General features: G+C 66.6%; 17 protein-coding genes and 3 rRNA genes. 4 read left to right on the forward strand and 16 right to left on the reverse strand.

Features of this window, described 5'->3' with window-relative positions; genetic code table 11:
* Position 1: 1 nt before the first annotated feature.
* From MJQ72_RS23635 to MJQ72_RS23670, 8 genes are all read right to left on the reverse strand, one after another.
* Positions 2–181 carry a hypothetical protein gene (locus tag MJQ72_RS23635; RefSeq protein ID WP_038511536.1) on the reverse strand — a complete coding sequence of 60 codons (180 nt, stop codon included), beginning with the start codon at positions 179–181 and terminating at the stop codon, positions 2–4.
* Positions 182–257: 76 nt separating this feature from the next.
* The gene (locus MJQ72_RS23640; RefSeq protein WP_240593135.1) at positions 258–1247 is read right to left on the reverse strand and encodes an HAD-IIA family hydrolase; all 990 of its coding nucleotides are present in this window, start codon (positions 1245–1247) and stop codon (positions 258–260) included.
* Entirely contained in the window at positions 1240–3099 is a 1860-nt protein-coding gene (locus tag MJQ72_RS23645) for a hypothetical protein (protein ID WP_240593136.1), read from the reverse strand. The genes MJQ72_RS23640 and MJQ72_RS23645 overlap by 8 nt, the downstream gene beginning before the upstream one ends.
* A gap of 160 nt (positions 3100–3259) precedes the next feature.
* A 5S ribosomal RNA gene (rrf, locus tag MJQ72_RS23650) occupies positions 3260–3376 on the reverse strand.
* 82 nt (positions 3377–3458) lie between these two features.
* A 23S ribosomal RNA gene (locus tag MJQ72_RS23655) occupies positions 3459–6594 on the reverse strand.
* Positions 6595–6919: 325 nt separating this feature from the next.
* Positions 6920–8436: ribosomal RNA gene (locus MJQ72_RS23660) — 16S ribosomal RNA — on the reverse strand.
* The 16S, 23S and 5S rRNA genes sit together here, the layout of an rRNA operon.
* Before the next feature lie 347 nt (positions 8437–8783).
* Positions 8784–10058 (reverse strand): tyrosine--tRNA ligase, encoded by a 1275-nt coding sequence (tyrS, locus tag MJQ72_RS23665; RefSeq protein WP_240593137.1) that lies wholly within the window; start codon positions 10056–10058, stop codon positions 8784–8786.
* 32 nt (positions 10059–10090) lie between these two features.
* Positions 10091–10726 carry a DNA-3-methyladenine glycosylase gene (locus MJQ72_RS23670; RefSeq protein WP_240601403.1) on the reverse strand — a complete coding sequence of 212 codons (636 nt, stop codon included), beginning with the start codon at positions 10724–10726 and terminating at the stop codon, positions 10091–10093.
* Between the two features lie 122 nt (positions 10727–10848).
* Here MJQ72_RS23670 and MJQ72_RS23675 point away from each other — a divergent pair, with 122 nt between their 5' ends.
* The 3 genes from MJQ72_RS23675 to MJQ72_RS23685 are packed head-to-tail and all read left to right on the forward strand — an operon-like array spanning position 10849 to position 12729.
* Entirely contained in the window at positions 10849–11424 is a 576-nt protein-coding gene (locus tag MJQ72_RS23675) for an SRPBCC family protein (protein WP_240593138.1), read from the forward strand.
* Entirely contained in the window at positions 11421–12050 is a 630-nt protein-coding gene (locus tag MJQ72_RS23680) for a DUF4166 domain-containing protein (protein ID WP_240593139.1), read from the forward strand. The genes MJQ72_RS23675 and MJQ72_RS23680 overlap by 4 nt, the downstream gene beginning before the upstream one ends.
* A gap of 40 nt (positions 12051–12090) precedes the next feature.
* Complete coding sequence (locus MJQ72_RS23685) at positions 12091–12729, forward strand: TetR/AcrR family transcriptional regulator (protein WP_240593140.1); 639 nt, start codon at positions 12091–12093, stop codon at positions 12727–12729.
* A 59-nt stretch (positions 12730–12788) separates the two neighbouring features.
* Here MJQ72_RS23685 and argH read toward each other — a convergent pair whose 3' ends face one another.
* The 8 genes from argH to argC are packed head-to-tail and all read right to left on the reverse strand — an operon-like array spanning position 12789 to position 20328.
* Positions 12789–14204: an argininosuccinate lyase gene (gene argH, locus MJQ72_RS23690; RefSeq protein WP_240593141.1), complete on the reverse strand. Its 1416-nt coding sequence runs from the start codon at positions 14202–14204 to the stop codon at positions 12789–12791.
* A gap of 27 nt (positions 14205–14231) precedes the next feature.
* Entirely contained in the window at positions 14232–14585 is a 354-nt protein-coding gene (locus tag MJQ72_RS23695) for an argininosuccinate synthase domain-containing protein (protein ID WP_240593142.1), read from the reverse strand.
* The gene (locus tag MJQ72_RS23700) at positions 14575–15096 is read right to left on the reverse strand and encodes an arginine repressor (protein ID WP_016335384.1); all 522 of its coding nucleotides are present in this window, start codon (positions 15094–15096) and stop codon (positions 14575–14577) included. The genes MJQ72_RS23695 and MJQ72_RS23700 overlap by 11 nt, the downstream gene beginning before the upstream one ends.
* Entirely contained in the window at positions 15093–16019 is a 927-nt protein-coding gene (gene argF / locus MJQ72_RS23705) for an ornithine carbamoyltransferase (RefSeq protein ID WP_037313095.1), read from the reverse strand. Before argF ends, MJQ72_RS23700 begins: the two co-directional genes overlap by 4 nt.
* A 16-nt stretch (positions 16020–16035) precedes the next feature.
* Entirely contained in the window at positions 16036–17229 is a 1194-nt protein-coding gene (locus tag MJQ72_RS23710; RefSeq protein ID WP_396426867.1) for an acetylornithine transaminase, read from the reverse strand.
* The gene (gene argB, locus MJQ72_RS23715; protein WP_034321637.1) at positions 17226–18146 is read right to left on the reverse strand and encodes an acetylglutamate kinase; all 921 of its coding nucleotides are present in this window, start codon (positions 18144–18146) and stop codon (positions 17226–17228) included. Before argB ends, MJQ72_RS23710 begins: the two co-directional genes overlap by 4 nt.
* On the reverse strand, positions 18143–19303 hold the full coding sequence (argJ, locus tag MJQ72_RS23720) for a bifunctional glutamate N-acetyltransferase/amino-acid acetyltransferase ArgJ (protein WP_240593143.1): 1161 nt from the start codon (positions 19301–19303) through the stop codon (positions 18143–18145). The genes argB and argJ overlap by 4 nt, the downstream gene beginning before the upstream one ends.
* Positions 19300–20328 (reverse strand): N-acetyl-gamma-glutamyl-phosphate reductase, encoded by a 1029-nt coding sequence (gene argC, locus MJQ72_RS23725; RefSeq protein WP_240593144.1) that lies wholly within the window; start codon positions 20326–20328, stop codon positions 19300–19302. The genes argJ and argC overlap by 4 nt, the downstream gene beginning before the upstream one ends.
* Positions 20329–20419: 91 nt before the next feature.
* On the opposite strand from argC, the gene MJQ72_RS23730 reads away from it, so the two are divergent.
* Positions 20420–21385 (forward strand): YafY family protein, encoded by a 966-nt coding sequence (locus MJQ72_RS23730; protein ID WP_240593145.1) that lies wholly within the window; start codon positions 20420–20422, stop codon positions 21383–21385.
* Positions 21386–21424: the final 39 nt, after the last annotated feature.

Raw genomic sequence — 21424 nt, forward strand, 5'->3', positions numbered from 1 at the left:
GTCAGACCTTGTCGATGGTGGAGAGCGCCACCGTCAGCTCGGTGTGCACGGCCTCGAACCGGTCGACGTGCTCCGAGAGCGGAAGCGCCGCGAGGTCGTCGAGACCCGCCACGGCTTCGTCGATCCCGGCTCGGGGATCCGTGTCCTGCTGCGCGAACTGGTCCGGCGGCGGTCCCGGCACCGGCGGCGGGCCGGGGACCGGGGGTCGCGGAACGGGATGGAAGTGGTCTTGCACCCCACCAAGTTAGCAGCGCTGGTCAGCCGAGGCGCAGCTCGCCGAGCGCGGCGCGGGCGGTGTCGCCCACACCACGGACCTCGGTGATCCCGGACTCCCACGCCACCGCGCACAACGCGCGCAGCAGGTCGAGAGGGTCGCCTTCACCGTCGGCTTCGAGCACGTCACCCTGTGCGGTGACGCGCCAGCCGTCCTTGGGCCCGATCTCGAGCAGCTCCGCCCGGCTGCTCAGCCCGGACAGGTCCGCCGCGAGGTAGCGCGGACGCTCCTCGGGCCTCGCCGCGATCAGGGACGCCGCGTCGGCGACACCGGTCAGGACGCAGAGCGCGTCGATCCCGGCCGCGACCGCGCCCTCGATGTCCGTGTCCAGCCGGTCGCCCACGACGAGGGCACGCTCCGCGCCCGCGTCCCGCGCCGCCGTCGTGAACAGGCCCGGCGCCGGCTTGCCCGCCACCAGCGGCTCGACGCCGGTGGCATGGCGCAACGCGGCCACCATCGACCCGTTGCCCGGCAGCAGGCCGCGTTCGCTCGGCAGGGTCGCGTCGACGTTGGTCGCCACCCAGAGCGCGCCCGCGCGGATGGCGAGGCACGCCTCCGCGAGAGCGGCCCAGGTGTTCTCCGGCGAATGCCCCTGGACCACCGCCGCCACGTCCGGTCCGGCTTCCCGGACCGTCTTGAGACCGACGGACTCGACCTCGACGGCCAGCGAGTCCGTGCCCACGACGAGGACCACCGCGCCCTGAGGCAGCCGCTCACCCAGCAGGGCGGCGGCGGCCTGAGAGCTCGTGTGGACCTCTTCGGGGGTGGCGGGCAGTCCGAGTGCCTCCAGGTGCGCGGAGACCTCCGCAGGCGCCTTGGAGGCGTTGTTGGTCACCCAACGGACCGCCGTGCCGTGGTCCCGAAGCGCCCGAAGCGCTTCCGGTGCGCCCGGGACCACCTTGCTGCCGTGATAGACCGTGCCGTCGAGGTCGAAAAGGACCGCGTCGTACCCGGCCGACAGGGCGTCAGCCATTCGTGAGCTCCGCGGCGCGCTCGGCGGCGTCGGTCTCGTCCTCCTCGTCGGCCTCTGCCGCGTTCAGGAACCAGCGGATCGCCTCGTCCTTGCGGTCGGCCGCGGCGAGGTTGTCGGCGTAGGCGTAGAACAGCCGGGCGCTCCACGGGTCGCGCTTCTCCGCCTTGAGGTCGTCGCCCTGCAGGGAGACGACGGCGGCGTCCAGCTGGCCGAGGTCGCGCCGGGCACCGGCGGCGACGATCGCGAGCTCGATCTGGGTCGCCTTGGCCAGGCGCTCCTTGTCGACCTCCTTCGCGAGGTCGAGCGCCCGCTCGGGACGACCGATGGCACGCTCCGCGTCGGCGATGATCGCGATGTGGTCGTCGGTGCGCGTCATCCGGCGGACGGCCCGCAGCTCGGACAGCGCCTCGGACCAGTTGCCCGCGTGGTAGGCGACCAGACCGAGCGCCTCACGGACGATCGGGACCCGCGACGCCTTGGCCTTCGCGTACTTGGCGTGCTCCATGGCGGCTTCGGGGTCTTCGTCGACAAGGCCGCCGGCCGCGACAAGGTGCTTGCCGACGGTTTCGGCGAGTGCCTTGGGCAGGGTGCGCAGCTCCCGGCGGACCTCCTCGTCGAGATCGGAGAACTCGATGCCTTCGGGCAGCTCCGGGGCCTCGAGCAGCTCACGCGCCAAGGTCTCGTCGTCGACCGGCCTGTCCTCGGTGCGCGGCGAGGAACGGAAGTCCTTCCGGCCCTCGGAACGGTCACGCTGGGGACGGTCGTCGCGCTTGCGCTCGAACCCGCCACGCTTTTCGGGGCGGTCTCCGCGGTTGTCACGGTCACCGTAGGACTTGCGCTCGTGGCCACCACCGCTGGGACGACGGTCGCCCGAGGACGAACCGCGCCGGTCGCCGTTGTACCCGCCGGAACGGGAGCCGCCGCGATCGTCACGGTCGCGATAGGACTTGTCGCCGCCACGGTTGTCGCGGTCGCCATAGGACGGACGCCGGTCGTCGCGGTCGCCGTAGGACTTGCCCTGAGGACGTCCTTCGTAGCGGTTGCCGGACGGACGGTCGTCGGACCGGCCGCGGTTGTCCGAGCCGTAGCCGGAACGGGCGGGGCGGCTGTCGGAGCGCTTCTCGTAGCGGCCCTCGGAACGGTTCTCCGAGCGGTTGTCGGAGCGACGCTCGGGACGGCTGTCGGACGAGCGGTACCCGCCGCGATCGCCACCCCGGTTGTCGGACCGGTAGCCGCCACGGTCGTCACTGCCCCGGCTGTCGGAGCGGTAACCGCCACGGTCACTTCCACCGCGGCTGTCCGAGCGGTAACCGCCGCGGTCGCTGCCGCCACGGTAGCCACCGCGATCGCCGCCGCGGTTGTCCCGGCTGTCCCGGTTGTCGGAGCGGTAACCACCCCGGCTGTCACCACCACGGCTGTCCGAGCGGTATCCGCCACGGTTGTCGCCACCACGGCTGTCCGAACGGCTGTCCGAGCGGTACCCGCCCCGGTTGTCGCCGCCGCGGTAACCACCCCGGCGGTCGTTGTCGCGGCCGCCGGACCGGTCGTCGTTGTTGTAGCGCGGGCGGTTCTCGTCGCGTCCCTGGCCGCCGAAACGACCGCCGGACCGCTGGTCGCGAGAGCCGTCGCCGCCACGGGCGGGATAGCTGCCGGAACCGCGGGCACCGCGGTCGTCACGACGAGGGCGGCCCTGGTAGCCACCGTCGCGGCCGCCCCGGTCCTGCCTGCCGCCGGCGGAACCGCGCCGGTCACCTCGCTGCGCGTCAGACCGGCCTCCGCGGGGACTGTCGTCCCGGCGACCCGACCGGCCGGACGCGCCATCATCTGAGTCACGTCGACCGAACTCGGACACCTGGCCTCCTGCCACTATGGAAAAGTTTCGATATCGGCCCGCCACGAGGCGAGCCAACGGACCATTCTAGTCCGTGCCTGGACATGAAAAGAGACAGGGCCCTGACCGGGGAGAACCTGTTGGGGTTCTCGACCCTGGTCAGGACCCTGTCCTGAAGTTAGTCCGGCGGTGTCCTACTCTCCCACAACCCTTCGGTTGCAGTACCATCGGCGCTGTCAGGCTTAGCTTCCGGGTTCGGAATGGGACCGGGCGTTTCCCTGACGCTATAACCACCGAAACACTATGAAACAACACTCCCACCGATCTTGCTGGTGGTTGTGTGGTGTTTCAGAGCTGTAGAGTGGATGCGTAACATCTTTGTGGGCAAGTCCTCGGCCTATTAGTACCAGTCAACTCGACAACACATTACTGTGCTTCCATTTCTGGCCTATCAACCCAATGGTCTGTTGGGGGCCTTAACCCACAAAGGGGTGGGATACCTCATCTTGGAACAGGCTTCCCGCTTAGATGCCTTCAGCGGTTATCCCTTCCGAACGTGGCCAACCAGCCATGCCACTGGCGTGACAACTGGCATACCAGAGGTTCGTCCGTCCCGGTCCTCTCGTACTAGGGACAGCCTTCCTCAAGTATCCTACGCGCGCGGCGGATAGGGACCGAACTGTCTCACGACGTTCTAAACCCAGCTCGCGTGCCGCTTTAATGGGCGAACAGCCCAACCCTTGGGACCTACTCCGGCCCCAGGATGCGACGAGCCGACATCGAGGTGCCAAACCATGCCGTCGATATGGACTCTTGGGCAAGATCAGCCTGTTATCCCCGGGGTACCTTTTATCCGTTGAGCGACACCCCTTCCACCAGGTGGTGCCGGATCACTAGTCCCGACTTTCGTCCCTGCTCGACATGTCTGTCTCACAGTCAAGCTCCCTTGTGCACTTGCACTCAACACCTGATTGCCAACCAGGCTGAGGGAACCTTTGGGCGCCTCCGTTACTCTTTAGGAGGCAACCGCCCCAGTTAAACTACCCATCAGGCACTGTCCCTGAACCAGATCATGGTCCGAGGTTCAGATTCCCAATCCGACCAGAGTGGTATTTCAACAACGACTCCACCAACACTAGCGTGCCAGCTTCACAGTCTCCCACCTATCCTACACAAGCCGAACCGAAAACCAATACCAAACTATAGTAAAGGTCCCGGGGTCTTTCCGTCCTGCCGCGCGTAACGAGCATCTTTACTCGTAGTGCAATTTCGCCGGGCCTGTGGTTGAGACAGCCGGAAAGTCGTTACGCCATTCGTGCAGGTCGGAACTTACCCGACAAGGAATTTCGCTACCTTAGGATGGTTATAGTTACCACCGCCGTTTACTGGCGCTTAAATTCTCAGCTTCACCCCGAAGGGTTAACCGGTCCTCTTAACGTTCCAGCACCGGGCAGGCGTCAGTCCATATACATCGTCTTGCGACTTCGCATGGACCTGTGTTTTTAGTAAACAGTCGCTTTCCGCTGGTCTCTGCGGCCACCCACCCCTAGTCCGCAAGGGACTTCAGAGTGTTTGGCCCCCCTTCTCCCGAAGTTACGGGGGCATTTTGCCGAGTTCCTTAACCACAGTTCACCCGATCGCCTTAGTATTCTCTACCTGACCACCTGTGTTGGTTTGGGGTACGGGCCGTGCACGCACTCGCTAGAGGCTTTTCTCGGCAGCATAGGATCACTCTACTTCACCTCAATCGGCTACGCATCACGTCTCAACCTATATGAATGGCGGATTTGCCTACCATTCGGTCTACACGCTTACACCAGTACTACCACTCACTGGCGGAGCTACCTTCCTGCGTCACCCCATCACTCGACTACTACGGAATCAGATCCCACGCTCCACACAGAAACCTCCATCCGAAGACTTCGGTAACTGGCTTTGGGTGGTTAGTATCAACCGCCTCATCCTGGGCGCACGTGCTCGGGTACGGGAATATCAACCCGTTATCCATCGACTACGCCTGTCGGCCTCGCCTTAGGTCCCGACTTACCCTGGGCGGATTAGCCTGGCCCAGGAACCCTTGGTCATCCGGCGGCAGAGTTTCTCACTCTGCATTCGCTACTCATGCCTGCATTCTCACTCCCACACCCTCCACGACTGGCTTCCGCCGCCGCTTCCCTGGATGCAGGACGCTCCCCTACCCATCAACACGACTAGACGTCCCCTCAAGGAGAACGCCGATCTATATGTGTCAATGACACAGCTTCGGCGGTGTGCTTAAGCCCCGCTACATTGTCGGCGCAGGACCACTTGACCAGTGAGCTATTACGCACTCTTTCAAGGGTGGCTGCTTCTAAGCCAACCTCCTGGTTGTCTGGGCAATCCCACATCCTTTCCCACTGAGCACACACTTAGGGGCCTTAGCTGGTGTTCTGGGCTGTTTCCCTCTCGACGACGAAGCTTATCCCCCGCCGTCTCACTGCCACACTCTCACACCACGGTATTCGGAGTTTGGTTGATTTCGGTAACCCGGTAAGGCCCCTAGACCATCCAGTAGCTCTACCCCCGTGGAGAAACATGTGACGCTGCACCTAAATGCATTTCGGGGAGAACCAGCTATCACGGAGTTTGATTGGCCTTTCACCCCTACCCACAGCTCATCCCCTCAGTTTTCAACCTAAGTGGGTTCGGCCCTCCACGTCGTCTTACCGACGCTTCAGCCTGGCCATGGGTAGATCACTCCGCTTCGGGTCTAGACCACGCGACTCAATCGCCCTATTCAGACTCGCTTTCGCTACGGCTACCCCACACGGGTTAACCTCGCCACGCAGCACTAACTCGCAGGCTCATTCTTCAAAAGGCACGCCATCACCTCAACATCACAAGGATGTGCTCGGGCTCTGACGGCTTGTAGGCACACGGTTTCAGGTACTCTTTCACTCCCCTCCCGGGGTACTTTTCATCTTTCCCTCACGGTACTAGTCCGCTATCGGTCTTCAGGAAGTATTTAGGCTTACCGGGTGGTCCCGGCAGATTCACAGCAAATTCCACGAGCTCGCTGCTACTCGGGAACACCACCAAGGTCTCAGAAACTGGTTTTCGCGTACGGGACTCTCACCCACTCCGGTCGCCCATCCCAAGGCGTTCCACTAACCAGCACATCAACCCGAAGAAATGTCAGTCTCTTCAAGGCGGGTCCCACAACACCACACACACAACGCCTGACAGCTTGACATGTGCATGGTTTAGCCTCTTCCGCTTTCGCTCGCCACTACTCACGGAATCACGGTTGTTTTCTCTTCCTACGGGTACTGAGATGTTTCACTTCCCCGCGTTCCCTCCACACACCCTATATATTCAGATGCGGGTAACACCACATAACTGGTGCTGGGTTTCCCCATTCGGAAATCCTCGGATCACAGCTCGGTTGACAGCTCCCCGAGGCATATCGCAGCCTCCCACGTCCTTCATCGGCTCCTGAAGCCAAGACATCCACCATGTGCCCTTAACAACTTGACCACAAAGATGCTCGCATCCACTCTACAGTTCTCAAACACCACACCAGAAACAAACAACCTGGAGCTCGTGTAAGCCCCTTGGCGTGTTGCCTCAGGACCCAACAGCATGCCAGCGAACAATCCCTCCGACTTCCCAGGAGCACCCGTTCCACGCTTCCCGAAGGAAGCAGTACTAGAGCGTCCCGGCAAAAACCGGCGACACCATAACCAGTAGTTCCACAATTCCTTGAGCAAGCCCGGCAACACCACATTCGGATGTTGAGCCGTGCCCACTCCACCAACCGTTGGTCCGGGTATCCCGGCGGGGTGGATGTGTTGCTCCTTAGAAAGGAGGTGATCCAGCCGCACCTTCCGGTACGGCTACCTTGTTACGACTTCGTCCCAATCGCCAGTCCCACCTTCGACCACTCCCCCCCTTACGGGTTGGGCCATGGGCTTCGGGTGTTACCGACTTTCATGACGTGACGGGCGGTGTGTACAAGGCCCGGGAACGTATTCACCGCAGCGTTGCTGATCTGCGATTACTAGCGACTCCGACTTCACGCAGTCGAGTTGCAGACTGCGATCCGAACTGAGACCGGCTTTAAGGGATTCGCTCCACCTCGCGGTATCGCAGCCCTCTGTACCAGCCATTGTAGCATGTGTGAAGCCCTGGACATAAGGGGCATGATGACTTGACGTCATCCCCACCTTCCTCCGAGTTGACCCCGGCAGTCTCCCACGAGTCCCCGCCATAACGCGCTGGCAACGTAGGATAAGGGTTGCGCTCGTTGCGGGACTTAACCCAACATCTCACGACACGAGCTGACGACAGCCATGCACCACCTGTACACCAACCACAAGGGAAGCCCTATCTCTAGGGATGTCTGGCGCATGTCAAGCCCAGGTAAGGTTCTTCGCGTTGCATCGAATTAATCCACATGCTCCGCCGCTTGTGCGGGCCCCCGTCAATTCCTTTGAGTTTTAGCCTTGCGGCCGTACTCCCCAGGCGGGGCGCTTAATGCGTTAGCTACGGCACGGACAACGTGGATGTCGCCCACACCTAGCGCCCAACGTTTACAGCGTGGACTACCAGGGTATCTAATCCTGTTCGCTCCCCACGCTTTCGCTCCTCAGCGTCAGTATCGGCCCAGAGACCCGCCTTCGCCACCGGTGTTCCTCCTGATATCTGCGCATTTCACCGCTACACCAGGAATTCCAGTCTCCCCTACCGAACTCAAGTCTGCCCGTATCGCCCGCACGCTCCACGTTAAGCGTGGAGTTTTCACGAACGACGCGACAAACCGCCTACGAGCTCTTTACGCCCAATAATTCCGGACAACGCTCGCACCCTACGTATTACCGCGGCTGCTGGCACGTAGTTAGCCGGTGCTTCTTATCCAGGTACCGTCACTTGCGCTTCGTCCCTGGCGAAAGAGGTTTACAACCCGAAGGCCGTCATCCCTCACGCGGCGTCGCTGCATCAGGCTTGCGCCCATTGTGCAATATTCCCCACTGCTGCCTCCCGTAGGAGTCTGGGCCGTGTCTCAGTCCCAGTGTGGCCGGTCACCCTCTCAGGCCGGCTACCCGTCGTCGCCTTGGTAGGCCATTACCCCACCAACAAGCTGATAGGCCGCGGGCTCATCCCGTACCGCCGGAGCTTTCCACCACCAACCATGCGATCAGTAGTCATATCCGGTATTAGACCCAGTTTCCCAGGCTTATCCCAAAGTACAGGGCAGATTGCCCACGTGTTACTCACCCGTTCGCCACTAATCCACCCCGAAAGGCTTCATCGTTCGACTTGCATGTGTTAAGCACGCCGCCAGCGTTCGTCCTGAGCCAGGATCAAACTCTCCAACAATGTCAAATTTGATCGAGGCAATTTAATGCTCTCAAAGGAACCTCACACGAGGTTCAAATACATAAGCTCTACTGGCTTAGTTCACTAGCACACTGTTGAGTTCTCAAGCAACACACCCCGAATCGCACCGTAGCTACACGGCCTTATCCGAAGCAGTCATTCCTAGCAGTTTTTGGTGAGACACCCACTCAATCGCCTGAGGCGAGAGCTTGGTTCGTGTCCCGGTCGGCCGCCCGGTTTCCCTGGCGACTTGGAGAACTTTACACGCCCCGGAAGGGCCCGAAACAGGGGGGTACCTTAACTGCGTTTCCGCAGGTCAGGGCCCCTGTTTCGGGCCCGGGCGGCGATCAGCCCCCGACGCGGACGCCGGCGACGTTGCGCTTGCCCTTGCGGACCACGAGCCAGCGGCCGTGCAGAGCGTCGTCCGCGGACGGCTTCCACTCCTCGTCGGCGATCTTCGTGTTGTTGACGTACGCGCCGCCTTCCTTGACGGTGCGGCGCGCGGCGCCCTTGCTGTCGACGAGCCCGGCGGCGATCAGCAGGTCGACGATCGTCGACTCGCCGTTCGGGTCGACCTTGCCGTTCGGCACTTCGGCCATCGCGGCGTCGAGGGTCGACGAGTCGAGCTCGCGCAGCTCTCCCCTGCCGAACAGCGCCTGGCTCGCGGCGATGACCTGACGGGTCGCCTCTTCACCATGCACCAGGGTCGTGAAGTCCTCGGCCAGCTTCCGCTGCGCGGATCGCAGGTGCGGGCGCTGTTCGGTGTCCTCCGCCAGCGCCGCGATCTCCTCCTGCCCGAGGAAGGAGAACATCCGCAGGTAGCGGATGACATCGGAGTCTGCGACGTTCACGAAGTACTGGAACCACGCGTACGGGGATGTCATCTCCGGGTCGAGCCAGACGCTGCCGCCACCGGTGGACTTCCCGAACTTGCGTCCCTCGGTGTCGGTGACCAGCGGCGCGGTCAGCGCGTGCGTGTGGCCACCGTCGGTCCGGCGGATCAGGTCGACGCCGCCGACCAGGTTGCCCCACTGGTCGGAGCCGCCGATCTGCAGCTTGCAGCCGTACTCGCGGTGCAGGTGCAGGTAGTCCTGTGACTGCAGCAGCAGGTAGCTGAACTCGGTGTACGACATGCCGTCGGCCTCGAGGCGGCGCTTCACCGTCTCCCGGTTCAGCATCATGTTGACCGGGAAGTGCTTGCCGACGTCGCGCAGGAACTCGACGACGGTCTGCTTGCCGGTCCAGTTCAGGTTGTTCTCGATGACCGCGCCGGTCGGCGAGTCGTCGAAGTCGACGAACCGCTCCAGCTGCCCACGGATCCGGTCCGCCCATTCGGCGACGGTGTCCAGCGTGTTGAGGGTGCGCTCACCGGTGTCGCGCGGGTCGCCGATCATCCCGGTGGCGACGCCCGCCAGCACGATCGGCCGGTGACCGGCGCGCTGGAAGCGGGAGAGCATCAGCAGCGGTACCAGGTTGCCGGCGTGCAGGCTGGGCGCGGTCGGGTCGAATCCGCAATAGAGCGTGAGAGGTCCTTGGTCGAGGTCTCGCCGCAGTGCTTCGAGGTCGGTGGATTGCGCGATCAGGCCGCGCCAGGTCAGCTCGTCAAGGATGTGCTCGCTCACGCCTGTAGATCCTCCCGCACCAGGTCAACCGACTATCGGCCGGGGGCGGCCGCCCGTCGCTTGCCGCCCCGTCGGTAGGTGGAGACCGCGGGCGATCCGTCGATCCAGAACCGCCACGGCGTGTCCATCGCCATCGCGACCCCGACGCGCGGCCCGGTGCGGATGTCCGCTTCGGAGACGCGTTCTCCGGTGAACAACCGGACGGGTGACGCGGGGTCGGTCAGGTCGACGCCGTTCTCGGTCCGGTCGATCCCGAGCACCGAGGTGAGGATGGCCGGGCCCTTGGCGAGCTCGCCGTTGCCGCGTGCCGACGGCCTGCGTGCCCTGGCGACATCCGCACCGGACACCACCTCCCCGGCACGCAGCAGCACGGCGCCCGGCTGCCCGTCTTCCGTGCCGACCACGTTCGCGCAGAAGTGCATGCCGTAGACGAAGTACACGTACAGATGCCCCGCGGGTCCCCACATGACCGCGTTGCGCGGGGTCTTGCCGCGATAGCAGTGCGACGCGGGGTCGTCGAGCCCCCGATACGCCTCGACCTCCACCAGGCGGACCGCGACCGTGCCGTCGGGGCCGCTCGCTTCGATCACCGCGCCGAGCAGGAGCGTGGACAGCTCCACCGGATCCACCGCCAGCTCGCGCCGGGTGAACTGCCTGCCGGTCACCAAGTTCCGCACTCCCCTTACGTCGCGTTCTCCCAGGTCGACCTTAACCGGACCAGGTATTGAGCGATCGCTCAAACATGGTCTACAGTCGTTTTGAGCGGTCGCTCAAAACTGGGAGGGGCTCCATGAGCCGAAGAGCGCTTTACGTCGAAACGGTGATCCGCACCGACCTCGACACGGTGTGGCGGTACACGCAGGACCCACGCCTGCACGAGCGCTGGGATCTCCGCTTCTCGCGGATCGAACCGGTCGCGGGTTCGCCAGGACGGTTCCGGTACACGACCGAATTCCTCGGGTTCGTCGTCAGCGGGACCGGAACCCACGCCGGGGAGAGCACGCGGCCGGACGGCGGGCGGACGTCCGCGCTGCGATTCGCCTCGGCGGATCCGCTGTCGCTCATCAAGTCCGGTTCGGGTTACTGGCGCTACACCCCCGTCGACGACGGCGTCCGGTTCGTCACCGGCTTCGACTACACCACTCGATGGGGTGTGGCCGGCAGAGTCGCCGATCTGCTGTTCCGGCCGCTCTTCGGCTGGATGACGGCCTGGTCGTTCGACAGGCTCCGCCTGTGGCTCGAAACCGGCGGGCCGCCGGAAGAACTCCCGTTGCTTTCGCCCTCGGCGGGGCGCTGCCGCCGAAGCCCGCGGCCGGGCAAGGACGGCGTCGCACCTCGCCTCCTCGACACCTTGGAGCAGGCATGATCTTCCGAGAAGCGCTAGGCGCCGACTTCGCGTCCTTGCACCCGCGGATGCAAGAACGACTGTCGCTGAGCACGGAGAACGGCGTCGGGATGATCGGCGTCGGTGTGATGGACGAGATCTGGCGAGGCGCCGCGTTCGCGACGCCGTTCCTGCGGCTCGGCGCGTCGAGGCACATCCTGTTCCCGGAGCGTGGCCGGAACGTCCCTTTCACCATCGAGAACTACCCGTACGTCGACTCGCTCGGCAGGGAGACGGTGTCGTTCGTCCGTACCTTCGAACTGCCGGAACGGCGACGCCGGTTCGACGCGCAGATGATCTACAGCGCCGAGCGCGGGAAGATCGTCGACTACCTGGGGACCCATCAGCACCTCGCCGTGGATCTCGGCATGACGGTGCGACCGGACGGCGGCTTCCGCATCCGCTCGGAAGAGTTCCGGATCCGCGAAGGCCCGCTTCGATGTGTGGTGCCGAAGTCCCTCGTCGGTGTGGCCGAGGTCGACGAGTGGTTCGACGACGAGAGCGGGCTCTTCCGCATCGAGATCCGGGTGACGAACCGGCGGTTCGGGCCGCTGTTCGGCTATCGGGGCGCTTTCGAGGCGCGGTTCGTCGATCTGCGGCCGGGGTGAGCGGCGCGGTGAAGCCCCTGCGTGAGAAGGTCCTGGACTGATGAACACGCCCAGCACGAAACAGCGGTTGATCGACGGAGCGCTGGAGACGATCCGCACCAGCGGGATCACCGCCGTTTCGGCCAGGACCGTCGCCGCCGCGGCGGGTACCAATCAGGCGCTGATCTTCTACCACTTCGGCAGTGTCGAGGAGCTGATCGCGCAGGCCTGCGTGACGGCGACCGAAGGCCGCGTCGCCCACTTCCGTGCGCGGTTCGCCGAAGTGACCACGCTCAGCGAGCTGCTGGACCTGGGCCGGGTCATCCACGCGGAGGAGCGCGCCGAGGGGAACATGACGGTCCTCGCCCAGGCGCTCGCCGGCGCGCAGGGCGGCGGACGGCTGGCCGAGGCGACGCGGCAGGCGCTGGACAACTGGGTTCGCGAAGTCCAGGTCGCCCTCGACCGCGTGCTGGCCGGTTCGCCGGTGCTCGAGTTCACGGAGACCGAGGGGCTCGCCCACGCGGTCTCCGCCGGCTTCCTCGGCTTGACGTTGTTCGAATCGGTCAATCCCGAGGGCAGCGAGCAGGCATTGGCGGCGTTGGAGCAGCTTGCCGTCCTGGTCGACGTCTTCGAAGGGCTCGGCCCGGTCGCCACCCGTGCCGTGCGCGCGAAGCTCCGGAAGACCGCGAAGCGATCTTGAAGTACATGAAGGCCCCCTTCCTTGCGCCAGGCGCGAGGAAGGGGGCCTTCATGTACTGCTCAGCCGAGCCAGGCGCGGTGTTCGGCGATCCGCGCGACCAGCCGGTCCCGCTGCTCGGCGACCCGCTCCGGAGCGGTACCGCCGCGGGCGTTGCGCGAGCTCACCGAACCCTCGACGGTCAGCACCTCGCGCACGGCCGGCGTCAGCGCCGGATTGATCTTCTCGAACTCTTCGTCGGTCAGTTCGTCCAGGCCGACGCCGCGGGCTTCGGCGACGCGGACGCTCTCCCCCGCCGCTTCATGCGCGACACGGAACGGGACGCCCTGGCGGACCAGCCATTCGGCGATGTCCGTGGCGAGGGTGAACCCGGCGGGCGCCAGTTCGGCGAGCCGGTCGGTGTGGAAGGTCAGCGTCTCGAGCATGCCCGCGATCGCCGGGAACAGCAGTTCCAGCTGCTCGACGGAGTCGAAGACCGGCTCCTTGTCCTCCTGCAGGTCACGGTTGTACGCGAGCGGCTGCGCCTTGAGGGTCGCGAGCAGCCCGGTCAGGTTGCCGATGAGCCGCCCGGCTTTGCCGCGGGTCAGCTCGGCGACGTCGGGGTTCTTCTTCTGCGGCATGATCGAACTGCCGGTCGCCCAGGCGTCGTCGAGGGTGACGTAGCCGAACTCGGCGGTGTTCCAGATGATCACCTCTTCGGCGATCCTGGACAGGTTGACCGCGAGCATCGCGACGTCGAAGGCGAACTCGGCGACGAAGTCCCGCGAGGCGGTGCCGTCGATCGAGTTCTCGACGCTGGTGTCGAAGCCCAGCTCCTCGGCGACGGCCTCTGGGTCGAGCCCGAGCGAAGACCCCGCCAGCGCACCGGAACCATAGGGCGACTCGGCGGTGCGAGCGTCCCAGTCACGCAGCCGGGTGACGTCGCGCAGCAGCGACTGGCCGTGTGCGAGCAGGTGGTGTGCCAGCAGGACGGGCTGGGCGTGCTGCAGGTGGGTGCGGCCCGGGAGGATCGCGTCCGGGTGCCGCTTCGCCTGCGAAACGAGTGCGTCGACGACGCCGAGGGTGCCCGCCACCACCCGGCGGGCGGCGTCGCGCAGCCACATCCGGAACAGCGTCGCGACCTGGTCGTTGCGTGACCGGCCCGCCCGGAGCTTGCCGCCGAGTTCGGTGCCCGCCCGCTCAAGCAGACCGCGTTCGAGCGCGGTGTGGACGTCCTCGTCGGCGACCGTCGGGGTGAACGCGCCCGACTCGACGTCCTGCGCGAGGGTGTCCAGCGCGGCGAGCATGCCGGTCAGCTCGTCTTCGGTGAGCAGCCCCGCCTTCCGCAGCACCCGCGCGTGGGCCCGCGACCCGGCGATGTCGTACGGCGCCAGCCGCCAGTCGAAATGGGTCGACGCGCTCAGCGCCGCCATCGCCTCGGCCGGTCCGCTGGCGAACCGGCCGCCCCACAGCTGCACCGGCTGCTCATTCCCGCTCACAACACTCCTCGAATTCCTTGGTTCTCTTCAGGCGACTGACCGGTCGAAGGTAGCGCCTGTGGTGAAGTCGTACAGCGCGCGCTCGTCGCGAGCGGAGTTCACGACCGCGTTCCCGCGGTGCAGGACCAGCCGGACCTCTCCGGACACCCTCCCGGCGCTGACCTTTTGCAGTTCCTCGTGCGCGGTGACCAGCGCGAGCGCGCCGGGCCCCTCGTAGATCTCGCGTCCTTTGAGCCCGAAAGCGCCGACACGCAGGTTCAGCTGCTGGAAGGCTTCCAGCAGCGTCACGGTCTCCCCGTCGATGGCCACCGGCACACCTTCGTCGAAGGTGATGACCAGCTTCTCCGGGTCATCCGGGAAGGCGAACCCGTCAGGCGTCACCTTCGGTCTCCTCACCGCCGTCCACTGTGGACGACCGTCGGGCCAGCGCCATGAAGCGCTCGGCCAGGTCCTTGCCGGACAACGGTTCTCTCGCGATCACCGCGACCGTGTCGTCGCCGGCGATCGAGCCGACGACCTCCTCCAGCGCCGCCCTGTCGATGGCGCTGGCGAGGAACTGCGCCGCCCCCGGCGGGGTGCGCAGGACCGTCAGGTTGCCCGACGAGTCCGCCGAGACGAGCAGTTCGGCGAGCAACCGCGAAAGCCGGGACGTGCCGCCCTGTACTCCGCGTACCGGGCTGCCGTCCTCCGGGATGACATACACCGGTGCGCCGGAATCGGCACCTCGGAGCTTCACCGCGCCCAGTTCGTCGAGGTCGCGGGAAAGCGTCGCCTGTGTGACGTCGATCCCCTCCGCGGCCAGGAGTTTCGCGAGCTCCGTCTGGCTGCGGATCGCCATCGAGGACACGAGCTCGGTGATCCGGGCCTGCCGGGTGACCCTGCTGCCGGTCATCGTCGCTTCTCGTCGAGCAGCCACACCAGCAGCGCCTTCTGCGCGTGCAGCCGGTTCTCCGCCTCGTCCCAGACCGCGCTGGACGGCCCGTCGATGACCTCGTCGGTGATCTCCCAGCCGCGGTGCGCGGGCAGGCAGTGCAGCACGATCGCCTCGTCCGCGGCGCGGCGCATCAGCGCGGCGTTGACCTGCAGCTCGCGGAACGGGCCGACACGGTCGAGACCGTCGTTCTCCTGCCCCATGGAGGTCCAGGTGTCGGTGACGACGACGTCCGCGCCTTCGACGGCGGCGTACGGATCGGTGAAGACCGTGGTGCTGCCGCCGGTCTCCGTCGAACGGTGCTTGGCGTCGAGCATGACCTGCTGATCCGGCTGGAAACCCTCCGGCGACACGACGCGGACGTGCATCCCGGCCGTGGTCCCGCCCAGCAGCAGCGAATGCGCCATGTTGTTGGCGCCGTCGCCGAGGTACACCAGGGTGAGCCCGGCGAGCTTGCCCTTGCGCTCGCGGATGGTCATCAGGTCGGTGAGCACCTGGCACGGGTGGAACTCGTCGGTGAGCGCGTTGATCACCGGGATGCTCGCCGCCGAGGCCATCGCGTCGATGCGCTTCTGGGCGAAGGTCCGCCAGACGATCGCGTCCAGATACCGCGAAAGCACCCGTGAGGTGTCCTCGATGGTCTCTTCGCGGCCGAGCTGCATGGAGCGGCCGTCGACGATGACCGGGTTGCCGCCGAGCTGGGCGATGCCCACCTCGAAGGAGAACCGGGTCCGGGTGGAGTTCTTCTCGAAGATCGCCGCGACGGACTTGCCCTCCAGCGCGCGCGAGCTCAAGGGCTCGGCCTTCAGCTGATCGGCGAGGTCCAGGATCTCGGCCTGTTCGGCGGGGCTGAGATCGTCGTCACGGAGGAAGTTGCGGAGCATGCGTTTCGTCTCTGTCCTAGGTGGTGGTGGAATCGAGCGCCCCGGGAAGGGCTTCGAGGAATCCCGCGGCCTCGTCGGCGCTCAGGATCAGCGGCGGTGCCAGCCGGATGGTGTCGGGTGCGATCGGGTTGACCAGGTATCCCGCGTCCTGCGCGGCCTTGGCGACCTTCGCCGAGACCGGTTCGCGCAGGGCGATGCCGAGCAGCAGCCCCGCACCGCGGACACCGGACACCAGCGGGTGGCCGAGCTCCTCCACGCGGGAGGCGATGTCCTTGCCCAGCGCGGAAACGTGGTCGTTCAGGTTGTCCTTGGCGATGGTCTTGAGCACGGCGAGCCCGGCGGCGCAGCAGACCGGGTTGCCGCCGAAGGTGGTGCCGTGCTGCCCCGGCTTGACCAGCTCCCCCGCCTCGCCGACGCCGATGACCGCGCCGATCGGCAGCCCGCCGCCGAGTCCCTTGGCCAGTGTGATGACGTCCGGGACGATGCCGGTGTGCTGGAAGGCGAACCACGCGCCGGTGCGGCCGATCCCGGTCTGCACCTCGTCGAGGACCAGCAGGGTCCCGGTCGCCTTCGTGATCTCCCGCGCGGCTTGGAGGTAGCCGTCCGGCGCCGGGACGACGCCCGCCTCCCCGAGGATCGGCTCAAGGAACACCGCCGCCGTTTCGGTGTCCACCGCGGCGCGCAACGCGTCGACGTCGCCGTAGGGAACGTGGGTGACGCCAGGAACCAGCGGCGCGAACGCGTCCCGCTTCGACGGCTGCCCGGTCAGCGTCAGCGCGCCCATGGTGCGGCCGTGGAAGGCGCCCTCGCACGCGACGATCTTGGTCCGCCCGGTCAGCCTGCTGATCTTCAGCGCGGCTTCGTTTGCCTCCGCGCCTGAGTTGACGAACAGTACTTTCGCGTTGCCGGACAGGCCGGCGACGTCCAGGAGGGTTTCGGCCAGTTCGACGGCGACCGGGTTCACGTAGAGGTTCGAGGTATGCCCGAGTTTCGCGATCTGTTCGGTGACGGCGGCGACCACGGCGGGGTGGGCGTGACCGAGCGCGTTGACCGCGATGCCGCCCAGGAGATCGACGTACGGTTTGCCGTCGGCGTCCCAGACCTTCGCGCCCTCACCGCGGACCAGGGTCAGCGCCGGGGTGCCGTAGTTGTCCATGAGGGACGACTTCCAGTGCTCCTGGCCGTCTACATTGGACTTGTACGTGGTCACGGGAGCTCCGTTTCGGGGAAGACCATGGTACCGATGCCGCGGGAGGTGAAGACCTCCAGCAACACCGAATGGGCGATGCGGCCGTCGATCACGTGCGCGCGGCGGACGCCGCCGCGGATGGCGCGCACACAGGCCTCCATCTTCGGGATCATGCCGCTGGCGAGGCCGGGAAGCAGGGTTTCGAGGCGATCCACGCGGATCCTGTCGACCAGCGAACCACGGTCCGGCCAGTTGGCGTACAGGCCTTCGACATCGGTGAGCACGACCAGCTTTTCCGCGCCCAGCGCCGCGGCCAGCGCACCCGCCGCGGTATCGGCGTTGATGTTGTGCACGACGCCGTCGACGTCCGGGGCCACGGTGGACACCACCGGGATCCGGCCCGCGTTGACGATGTCGAGCACGGCGTCCGGGTTGACCTCGGAGACCTCGCCGACGAGCCCGATGTCGACCGGCACACCGTCCACAGTGGCCTGTTTGCGCTCGGCGGTGAACAGCCGCGCGTCCTCGCCGGAGATGCCGACCGCGTACGGTCCGTGCGCGTTGATCAGGCCGACCAGCTCGCGGCTGACCTGACCGGTCAGCACCATGCGGACGATGTCCATCGTCTCGGGCGTGGTGACGCGGAGGCCGCCCTTGAACTCGCCTTCGACACCGAGCCGGTTGAGCATCGCGGTGATCTGCGGGCCGCCGCCGTGCACCACCACCGGACGCAGCCCGGCCATGCGCAGGAAGACCATGTCCTCGGCGAAGGCCTGCTTGAGGCTCTCGTCGATCATCGCGTTGCCGCCGTACTTCACCACGACGGTGGCGCCGTGGAAACGTTGCAGCCAGGGCAAGGCCTCGATGAGGATCGAGGCCTTCTCGGCGGCCGTCGCGAGCCGCTCGTCCGCGGGGACGGTGGATTCGGAAGGGCTCATGACGAGTACGCGCTGTTCTCTTCGACGTACGCGTGCGAGAGGTCGGTCGTGTAGATCGTCGCCCCGCCTTCGCCGAGACCGAGGTCGACGACGATCTGGATGTCACGGCCCGAGAGATCCGCCTCGGAACGGTCCGCCGCGGTGGTGCCCTTGGCGAACAGGGTGACACCGTTGATCGCGATGGCGACCTTCTCCGGGTCGATCTCCGCCGGCACCCGGCCGAGCGCCATGGCGATGCGGCCCCAGTTCGGGTCGGAACCGAAGAGGGCGGTCTTGACCAGATTGTCCTCGGCGATCGTCCGGCCGACGGCGATGGCGTCCGCCTCGCTCGCCGCGCCGGTGACCGTGACGTCGACGTACTTGGTCGCGCCCTCGGAGTCCGCGCGCAACTGCAGCACGAGGTCGAGGCTGACGGCGGTGAGGAGCTCGGTCAGCTCGGCCTCGGTCGGCTCGACACCACTGGCGCCGGAGGCGAGGACGAGCACCGTGTCGTTGGTGGAGGTCCCGCCGTCGACGTCGAGCCTGTCGAAGGTCACGCCGGTGGCGGCGCGCAGGGCCTTGTCCAGGACTTCGGGCGTGACGACCGCGTCGGTGGTGAGGACGGAGAGCATCGTCGCGAGGTTCGGGGCGAGCATGCCCGCACCCTTGGCGAACCCGCCGACGCTCCAGCCGCTTTCGTGCTTCGCGGCCGCCTGCTTCGGCTTGGTGTCGGTGGTCATGACCGCGGTGGCGGCGGCGAGGTCGGCCTCGGCACCGGTGCCGAGGCTCCCGAAGGCGGTGTCCACGCCGGAGAGCAGCGCGTCCATCGGCAGCCGTTCACCGATCAGGCCCGTCGAGCAGACCGCGACCTCGATCGCGCCCGCCTGGAGGAGCCCGGCGACCTTCTCCGCGGTCTTGTGGGTGTCCTGGAAACCGCCGGGGCCGGTGGCGGCGTTCGCGCCGCCGGAGTTGAGGACGACGGCCTTGAGCCGCTGCTGCTTGAGCACTTCCTGCGACCATAGGACGGGCGCGGCCTTGATCACGTTGCGCGTGAAGACGCCGGCCGCGACCTGCAGCGGCCCGTCGTTGACGACGAGCGCGAGGTCGAGCTTGCCCTCGGCCTTGATCCCGGCGGCGACGCCCGCGGCACGGAATCCCTTCGGCTGGGTGACGGTCACGGAGCGACTCCTACGGTCGGTAGTCCGGTGGTTTCGGGGAGGCCGAGCGCGATGTTCATCGACTGGACGGCGCCGCCCGCGGTGCCCTTGGTCAGGTTGTCGATGGCCGCGACCACGATCAGGCGCCTGGTGTCGGCGTCGACGGTGACCTGCAGCTGGACGTTGTTCGAGCCGACGACCGAAGCCGAGGACGGCCACTGGCCCGCGGGCAACAGCTGGACGAACGGCTCGGTGGCGTACGCCTTTTCGTAGACCTCGCGGGCGCCTTCGGCATCGAGATCAGCCTTGAGCGCCGCGCTCGCGGTGGTGAGGATCCCGCGCGGCATCGGGGCCAGCACCGGGGTGAACGAGACCTTGACCCGCTCGCCCGAGACCGCCGAGAGGTTCTGCGCGAACTCGGGGGTGTGGCGGTGGGCACCACCGACGCCATACGCGGTGGCCGAACCCATCACCTCCGAACCGAGGAGGTTCGGCTTCAGGCTCTTGCCCGCGCCGGACGTCCCGGTGACGGCGACGACGTTGACCTCCGGCTCGACCAGGCCCGCGGCGAGCGCCGGGGCGAGGGCGATCGAACCGCCGGTCGGGAAGCAGCCGGGGACCGCGATGCGCTTGGTCCCGGCGAGCCGTTCGCGGGCGCCGGGGAGCTCGGGGAGCCCGTACGGCCATTGCCCGGCGTGGTCACCGCCGTACCAGCGCTGCCAGTCCGCCGCGTCCGAGAGGCGGTGGTCCGCACCGAGGTCGACCACCAGGACGTCCGGGCCCAGCTGCGCGGCGATGGCGCCGGAGTGGCCGTGCGGCAGGGCGAGGAAGACGACGTCGTGCCCGGCCAGGGTTTCCGGGGTCGTCTCCAGCAGGACCCTGTCCGCCAAGGGGGCGAGGTGCGGCTGGTGCTGGACGAGTGGCGTCCCCGCGGAGCTGGCCGCGGTGAGCGCGCCGATCTGGATTTCGGGATGGGTCAGCAGCAGGCGCAGGAGTTCGCCGCCCGCGTACCCGCTGGCTCCGGCCACCGCGATCTTCACCGTCATACGCATGATTATGCACTCCCATGCAAGTTCAATCAAACAAAGTCGTGTGGCTCACCCGATACGGGCTCTTGGTCCAGGCATCCTTGACCGCATGACCGACACACCCGCCCGGCTGCTCAGCCTGCTGTCGCTCCTGCAGACCCCGCGCGAGTGGCCGGGCAGCGAGCTCGCCGAGCGGCTGGAGGTCAGTCCGCGGACCATCCGGCGCGACATCGACCGCTTGCGTGAGCTCGGATACCCCGTGGAAGCGTCGCGAGGTTCCGAAGGCGGCTACCGGCTGGGCGCCGGCACGGCGATGCCGCCGCTGCTGCTCGACGACGAGGAGGCCGTCGCGATCGCGGTCGGTCTCCGGAGCGCCGCCGGCCAGGCGATCTCGGGAATCGAGGAGTCTTCGGTGCGGGCGCTGGCCAAACTCGAGCAGGTGCTGCCGTCGCGGCTGCGGTACCGCGTCGGCGCACTGAGCGCCGCGACCGTGCCCATCCCGGGCACCGGAGCCGCGGTGGACCCGGAACACCTCACGGTCTTCGCGGGCGCGATCGCCAACACCGAACGGACCCGGTTCGGCTATCGCACCGGTGACGGGACCGAATCCCGGCGACATGTGGAACCGCACCGGCTCGTCTCCGCCGGACGCCGGTGGTACCTGCTCGGCTACGACCTCGACCGGGACGACTGGCGGATCTTCCGCGCGGACCGGATCTCGGAACCGCGGGCGACCGGTGGCCGGGCGACACCGAGGCAGCCACCCGCGAAGGACGTGGCGGCCTACGTCACCGACAAGATGTACAGCCTCCTTCCCACCTACAGTGCACGCGTGACCCTGTACGCGCCGATCGGCCAGGTCTCCCCCGCGATCGGCGAGGGATCCGGCGAGCTGGAACCGATCGACGACGAGAGCTGCGTTCTCCACGCGGGCACGGACACCCTCGACTGGCTCGCGTTCCGGATCCTCGGGCTCGGCTGTGAATTCACCGTGCACGAACCGCCGGAACTGATCGATCATCTCCGGGAGATGGCGGCCAGGGCTCAGCGCGGAACGCGGTCCACAGTGGACTGACGGCGGCCGCGAGGACTCATCCGCCCTCGCGACCGCCCT

Source organism: Amycolatopsis sp. EV170708-02-1, from assembly GCF_022479115.1.
Taxonomy (GTDB): Bacteria; Actinomycetota; Actinomycetes; order Mycobacteriales; family Pseudonocardiaceae; genus Amycolatopsis.

What these genes read in the sequence shown, in the direction of transcription:
- MJQ72_RS23640 (WP_240593135.1), bottom strand. Translation starts at nt 1,247, where the DNA reads ATGGCTGACGCCCTGTCGGCCGGGTACGACGCGGTCCTTTTCGACCTC.
- MJQ72_RS23675 (WP_240593138.1), top strand. Translation starts at nt 10,849, where the DNA reads ATGAGCCGAAGAGCGCTTTACGTCGAAACGGTGATCCGCACCGACCTC.
- MJQ72_RS23680 (WP_240593139.1), top strand. Translation starts at nt 11,421, where the DNA reads ATGATCTTCCGAGAAGCGCTAGGCGCCGACTTCGCGTCCTTGCACCCG.
- MJQ72_RS23685 (WP_240593140.1), top strand. Translation starts at nt 12,091, where the DNA reads ATGAACACGCCCAGCACGAAACAGCGGTTGATCGACGGAGCGCTGGAG.
- MJQ72_RS23700 (WP_016335384.1), bottom strand. Translation starts at nt 15,096, where the DNA reads ATGACCGGCAGCAGGGTCACCCGGCAGGCCCGGATCACCGAGCTCGTG.
- argF (WP_037313095.1), bottom strand. Translation starts at nt 16,019, where the DNA reads ATGCTCCGCAACTTCCTCCGTGACGACGATCTCAGCCCCGCCGAACAG.
- argB (WP_034321637.1), bottom strand. Translation starts at nt 18,146, where the DNA reads ATGAGCCCTTCCGAATCCACCGTCCCCGCGGACGAGCGGCTCGCGACG.
- argC (WP_240593144.1), bottom strand. Translation starts at nt 20,328, where the DNA reads ATGACGGTGAAGATCGCGGTGGCCGGAGCCAGCGGGTACGCGGGCGGC.
- MJQ72_RS23730 (WP_240593145.1), top strand. Translation starts at nt 20,420, where the DNA reads ATGACCGACACACCCGCCCGGCTGCTCAGCCTGCTGTCGCTCCTGCAG.